Origin of the sequence: Streptomyces sp. NPDC032472, from assembly GCF_040636955.1 — a bacterium.
In the GTDB taxonomy this organism is placed as follows: domain Bacteria; phylum Actinomycetota; class Actinomycetes; order Streptomycetales; family Streptomycetaceae; genus Streptomyces.
The window spans coordinates 1-4,017 of record NZ_JBEZVK010000173.1; the positions used below are offsets into that span (position 1 = coordinate 1).

At 71.8% G+C, this 4,017-nt stretch carries 6 protein-coding genes; 3 read left to right on the forward strand and 3 right to left on the reverse strand.

Features of this window, described 5'->3' with window-relative positions:
- Both AB0F11_RS37795 and AB0F11_RS37800 read left to right on the forward strand, forming a co-directional pair.
- The coding region (locus AB0F11_RS37795) for a peptidase dimerization domain-containing protein (RefSeq protein WP_362184338.1) at window positions 1-473 on the forward strand (473 nt) is incomplete at its 5' end.
- Window positions 474-503: 30 nt separating this feature from the next.
- Complete coding sequence (locus AB0F11_RS37800) at window positions 504-1,007, forward strand: hypothetical protein (protein ID WP_362184340.1); 504 nt, start codon at window positions 504-506, stop codon at window positions 1,005-1,007.
- 35 nt (window positions 1,008-1,042) lie between these two features.
- Here the strand turns inward: AB0F11_RS37800 and AB0F11_RS37805 are convergent, their stop codons facing one another.
- Both AB0F11_RS37805 and AB0F11_RS37810 read right to left on the reverse strand, forming a co-directional pair.
- Window positions 1,043-1,318, reverse strand: a complete 276-nt coding sequence (locus AB0F11_RS37805) for a hypothetical protein (protein WP_362184342.1) — start codon at window positions 1,316-1,318, stop codon at window positions 1,043-1,045.
- Between the two features lie 293 nt (window positions 1,319-1,611).
- Window positions 1,612-2,214, reverse strand: a complete 603-nt coding sequence (locus AB0F11_RS37810; RefSeq protein ID WP_362184344.1) for a L,D-transpeptidase — start codon at window positions 2,212-2,214, stop codon at window positions 1,612-1,614.
- A gap of 283 nt (window positions 2,215-2,497) precedes the next feature.
- Here AB0F11_RS37810 and AB0F11_RS37815 point away from each other — a divergent pair, with 283 nt between their 5' ends.
- On the forward strand, window positions 2,498-3,532 hold the full coding sequence (locus AB0F11_RS37815; protein ID WP_362184346.1) for a hypothetical protein: 1,035 nt from the start codon (window positions 2,498-2,500) through the stop codon (window positions 3,530-3,532).
- 79 nt (window positions 3,533-3,611) lie between these two features.
- On the opposite strand, the gene AB0F11_RS37820 is transcribed toward AB0F11_RS37815, so the two are convergent.
- Window positions 3,612-3,800, reverse strand: coding sequence for a hypothetical protein (locus AB0F11_RS37820; RefSeq protein WP_362184348.1), 189 nt, complete (start codon window positions 3,798-3,800; stop codon window positions 3,612-3,614).
- Between the last annotated feature and the right edge of the window lie 217 nt (window positions 3,801-4,017).

A 4,017-nucleotide genomic window follows, 5' to 3' on the forward strand; every position in this document is an offset into this window, starting at 1 on the left:
CGCGGCTCGCCGCGTACGAGCCGCGCAAGCCCGTGATCGACGGCCTGGAGTACCACGAGGGCCTCAACGCGGTCCGCATCGAGGGCGGCGTCGCCGACAACGTCATCCCCGACGCGTGCACCGTCACCGTCAACTTCCGCTACGCCCCCGACCGCAGCGAGGCCGAGGCCCTCGCCCACGTCCGCGAGGTGTTCGCGGACTGCGGGGTGGAGGAGCTCACGGTGGCCCACCACAACGCCGGCGCCCTGCCCGGCCTCTCCCACCCGGCGGCGGCCGCGTTCATGGAGGCGGTCGGCGGGCGCCCGATGCCCAAGTTCGGCTGGACGGACGTCGCCCGCCTCAACGCCATCGGCATCCCGGCCGTCAACTACGGCCCGGGCGACGCCCTGCTGGCTCACAAGGTCGACGAACGCGTCTCCACCCACACCATCCTCCACTGCGAGCAACGCCTCCGTTCCTGGCTCACCCGGTAGCCATCGGCGGCGTCATCTACGGTTACCGGCATGAGCACGCCCGAACCGGCCTATCCGTACGTGGGGCCCGACCACGTGAAGTCCGCCCTCCGGGAAGGGGCGGGCGGCGGGACGGCCATCCGCACCGCCGCGGACTTCGCGCGCTGGGCAACGGCCCGCACACCGGACGAACTGGCCGAGCCCTTCACGTGCGTCATCGGCACCGACGGCGTCCTGTGGCTGGCTCCGCGCCGCAGCGAGCACGTTGCGTGCGCCGGCGGGAGCGCGGTGCTGAGCGCGGGCGAGATGGGGTTCGGCGCCGGGACAGCGGGATGGCAGGTGACCGAGGTCAGCAACCTGTCGACCGGATACTGCCCCGACGCCGCGTCGTGGCCGGCCGTCGCCCGGGCCGTGGACCGGGCGGGGCTCGGCCGCCCGGACGGCTTCACCCGCGAGGTGGTGTTCCGCCGCTGCCCTGCGTGCCGAGAGCACAACATCGTGCGGGAGGGCCACTTCTACTGCGTCTTCTGCGACGCGGCCCTCCCGCACCGCTAGAACTCCGCCCCCGGTGCACGAGACCGGCGGCAGCGTCAGCGGCGTATTTCTTCCATCAGGCGGAGGGTGCGCGCGGTGTGGGGTGTGCCGGGCCTGGGGAGGAACCAGAACGAGCCGTCCTCGTCGCGGGCCACGGTGTACGAGGTGCCCTTGAGGGAGTCGGGGCGGTGGCTCCTGGCCAGCTTGGCCAGTTCGACGAGTGCCTCGTTCCGTGTCCTGTCGCCGTTCAGACGGCGGAGGATCTTGGTCTCCCGACGCGCTCCTGCGTCGGTGGTGAGCGTCCCGTCTTCGACAATCAACCAGATGGGCATCGGTCAGTCTCCTTTGGTCTGTGGTGAAGGGCGGCTCCCGGTGGTTCCGCCGCGGCCCGTGCACGCCTGGCACACGCCGTCACCGCCGCAGTCCCGGCACCGGGGGCGGGTGAAGAAGCTGTCCCGCTCTCCGGTCCCGTCGCATCCGGCACACTCGCCGCTTCCTTCACATGAGGTGCATCGGGGCATGGAGCGGTCGCTCCTTCCGGGAGCTCAGGGGGATGGGAGCCAGGTGGGTGGTCGTGTGTCCCGGGCCGCGGCGGGGAGACACGACCACCCGTCGTGGGAAGCGGTCAGCTGACGACGCTCAGCGTCTTCGGCCAGCCGTTTCGTTCCAGGAGGCGGAACATCTTCTTGATCTCCTCGGGCCGCATCTTGATGCAGCCGTTGGAGCGGAAGTCGTTCGGGTTGCTGTCGGTCCACCGCCGCTTCTCGGTGCTTCCCTGGCTGCCGTCCCTGTTCATCTCGCTGTGGATGAACAGCTCATTGCGTACGCGGCCCGCGCCGTCGTTGCACTTCTTGTCGGACAGGCGGATGGCGTAGCCCTTGATCAGCCGGCCGTTGTAGGTCTCGTGGTGCTGACCGACGGTGTAGGTGCCGTTGGGCAGCCAGCCGCGGCCCGTCTCGCAGTCATTGGTGGTGGTCCCGGACCCCGCCCGGAACTCGGCCAGCACGCTGCGACCCTTGATGACGTACAGCCGGGAGTCGGAGGGGTCCTTCCGGTTCTTGTCGAACTTCAGCCGGACCGCACCGTCCTGCGGCGCACTGCCCGCCACCACGGCTGCGGCCTCCTCGGCCTGCGCGCCGGGCGCGAGGCCGGCGAGGAGGCCGATCGAGGCGGCCGCCAGGGCCGCGGCGGCGGAACGGGCCAGGCGGGACGAGGTGGTGATGTTCATCTGCGTTACTCCTTAGGTGAGTTCGTGCGGCCCGCAGTGATCCATGTCGCTACGGTCGACGGATGCCGATGCAGTGGGACACGGGGTGGTCTGCGAGGCCGGCAAGCCGTGCGGGGCTTCGCGAGATCCAGGATTGAGGGACTCCTGGCAGTACCACCAGAGCGGTGGGCGGGTGCGGCTTCCCGCTCCCGTCCCGCTCTCGTCCCGTTCCTGCTGCACGGCACTGACCTGCGGAAACGTCGGAAACCGGGATGACGGAGGGACAGTGGCGGGAGACGAGGGCATGCGCGACGGTGCGGGGACCGAGCCGGACGGGGCTCCCGACGCGGCCAGGGTGGTGCTCGCCGAGCGGCTGCGCACCGCGTGGGAGGCGTCGGAATCCAAACTGCCGTTGGACCGGCTGGGCGCGAAGCTCAAGGAACGGCTGCGCGGCCAGGACATCAAGGGGTTAGGCCGCTCGTCCGTGGGCCGCTACATGGACCGCGGACACACCACCCTGCCCGACAAGGCCGTGCTGACGGCACTGGCGGAGATCTTCGGGGTCGGTGACGAGGAACTGGCCCTGTGGCACCGGCTGCAGTCCGAGGCGAGGGCCGCCCAACGGCAGCGCCGTCTCCAGCGCCCGGCAGTCGACCGGGACCGGGACGCCCCGGACACCGGTTCCGCCGAAGCCGGGCCCGGCGATCCGCCCACCTCGGCCACCGGCCCGTGGTGGGGCCGTGTACCGGCGGTGGCGAAGATCGGCTCCGCCGTCCTCGTCCTCGTCCTCGCCGCGGGCGCAATGGGAGTCGCGTTCTGGCGCGACGAAGCCCGCGACAAGGCAGCCGTCGTATCCGCCGCGGCGGCGACGGGACCGGGTCCGGGACCGGTTCCGGCGGCCGGCGTGACGCCGACTCCCAGCGGGGTGGAGAAGGGATCCCTCGGCGAGGACAGCCGGTGCGGCGCCCTGCTCAAGGGCCCCCGGGCGGTCGTGTGGCGCGTGTGCGCACGGGTCGAGCCGGACCGCGTGTCCTTCGCGCTGAAGATCGTCAACGGCGGTCAGGCCGCAGCCAGGGTCAAGATGCGCCTGGAGTACGCACAGGCCACCGAGTTCCACCCCTGCCCGAAGACCTCAGGGACGCAGGTCCTGAGCATCCCCGCAGGGCAGACCGTCCTCACGGACCCCGGCCGGTGCGCCGTGCCGCGGGAGGACGTCCCCTTCGCCTACCAGGGGGTGGGCTGGGTCCTCGCCGAGGACGCCAACGCCGGCTCGTACGAGCTCTCTCCCACGGCGCACGTCTACCCCCACCGCGTCATCTGGAAGCCGGACCTGGTCTGACCGGACCGTCCCGGGCCGAGCCGGACCGATCGCTCCCCCCGGCCCCGAGTGCCGGCCGGCCGGCGTCGTCAGCCGGCACTCAGCCGATGGGCCGGCGCACGGGCGAGGGCCGACCGGCCCGCCGGTCCCCAGCTCGCCTTGCCCCCGGCAGGTCCCGGTCCCCTGCCCGGCCGATGTCGATCAGGGCCAAGGCCCGCAGGACCGCCCAGCCCTGCGCCCGCAGGACCAGCGCCTCGTCCGTGTACGGGGCGCAGCGTGGACAGGACACGGCGGCCCGGGTCGGGCGCCGTGTCCTGATGGCGGTGCCTCCGCTACAGGGCCTTCCAGGGGGCGAAGGCGTTGGTGACGCCGTCCAGGGCCGGGGCGAGTTCGGGGTGGTGGCGCAGGAGCACGGTGACCATGGTGTTGCGGTCGACCCATTCCAGGCCTTCGGCGGTGTAGATCTCGGGCCGGTAGTCGGTGGTGAAGAAGCGGTCGCTCTTGAG

Excerpts from the sequence above, each read along its gene's own strand:
- AB0F11_RS37815 (WP_362184346.1), top strand. The coding sequence starts at position 2,498 with ATGCGCGACGGTGCGGGGACCGAGCCGGACGGGGCTCCCGACGCGGCC.
- AB0F11_RS37805 (WP_362184342.1), bottom strand. The coding sequence starts at position 1,318 with ATGCCCATCTGGTTGATTGTCGAAGACGGGACGCTCACCACCGACGCA.
- AB0F11_RS37800 (WP_362184340.1), top strand. The coding sequence starts at position 504 with ATGAGCACGCCCGAACCGGCCTATCCGTACGTGGGGCCCGACCACGTG.
- AB0F11_RS37810 (WP_362184344.1), bottom strand. The coding sequence starts at position 2,214 with ATGAACATCACCACCTCGTCCCGCCTGGCCCGTTCCGCCGCCGCGGCC.